1 protein-coding gene is annotated in these 1,279 nt (G+C 61.8%); it reads right to left on the reverse strand.

The features are described 5' to 3' along the window. A partial coding sequence (tssI, locus tag FJ980_RS32340; protein ID WP_140547531.1) for a type VI secretion system tip protein TssI/VgrG occupies window positions 1-1,279 on the reverse strand: 1,279 nt, incomplete at both ends.

Below are 1,279 nucleotides of genomic sequence, written 5' to 3' on the forward strand. Positions count from 1 at the left end.
ATGCTGTTGATCTGAAAACCGCCGACGCTACGGGTCTCCGCGGCGCCGACGGTGTCGAAACGCGCCGCCTTCACCGTAATCGTCTGTACAATCCCCACTGTCTGAGAATGATTGGCGTCGATGTTTTCCGTCGAGTTCGACACGACATGGATGGTTTCGTTGGCCATGACTGTCAGCGAGCGGTTGGCGCCCACTGTCTCGGTGTCGTTCGAGCCGATGTTGGTGGTCTGGTCGACGCCGATCTTGACCGTCTTGTTGTTGCCGACGTCCTCGTCGAGGTTGTGGCCGACGGAGTGTTTGGCGTCGTGGTCAATGCGGTCGGACTGATCGTGCTGGACCAGCTTTGTGCGGTCATGCTTGATCAGAAGGTTGTGATCCTTCTGTGCCTGGAAATTGACCAGTTCGGAGCCGGCCTTATCCTCGAACATCAGTTCGTTGTAGCCGCCACCGCCTTTGGAAGAATCCGACTTCCAGCCCGATTGTGTGGCGTTGCCAGGCAGGCCGTAGGGCGGCATCTGCGAGGCATTGTAGACCCGGCCGGTGATGATCGGCAGGTCCGGGTCGCCTTCGATGAAGTCGACGATGACCTCCTGGCCGATGCGCGGTATCTGGATGAACCCCCAGCCACTGCCGGCCCAACTCTGCGACACCCGTACGAAACAGGAACTGTTCTGGTCCTTCTTGCCGACGCGGTCCCAATGAAACTGGACCTTCACCCGCGCATATTTGTCGGTGAATATCTCCTCGCCGGATGGACCGACCACCGTCGCCGTCTGCGGGCCGCGCATGATCGGTCGTGGCGTGGTCCGCGGCGGGCGATAGGGCAAGGCTGTCGGCGCCACACCGAGGACCACTTTGAAACTCTCGCTTTCGACGTCGGCCTGGGCTCTATAGCCGGGGTCAAACAGCCTGTATTCGGCGCTGACCACCAGATATTCCTGGTTCTGGTCTTCGCGCGGAAAACCGTCCAGCTTGAACGTGCAGCCGGAATACAAGCCGCGCACGGTGCCGGCCGCGGCGATGCGCTGGTGCAAGGCCTGGATCTCCTCGCGCCGGATCGAAGCCAGGCTGTCGCCCCGGCTTACTTCGAGATGCGCGCCCGGCTGGCGGTAGTTCTCACCCGCGGACAGTTTGTGACTGAACGGCGGGGCCGACTTGGCCATGAGGTCGGCGCCCGGCTTCTTGAAATCATAATCGGTGTGGGCATAGGCGCCTGGGCGCAGCGAGCTGCCCGGTATCCCTTCGGTGATGTATTCGACGTCGCGCCGGGAGCCCTGCC

The organism is Mesorhizobium sp. B1-1-5, from assembly GCF_006443065.1.
Taxonomy (GTDB): Bacteria; Pseudomonadota; Alphaproteobacteria; order Rhizobiales; family Rhizobiaceae; genus Mesorhizobium.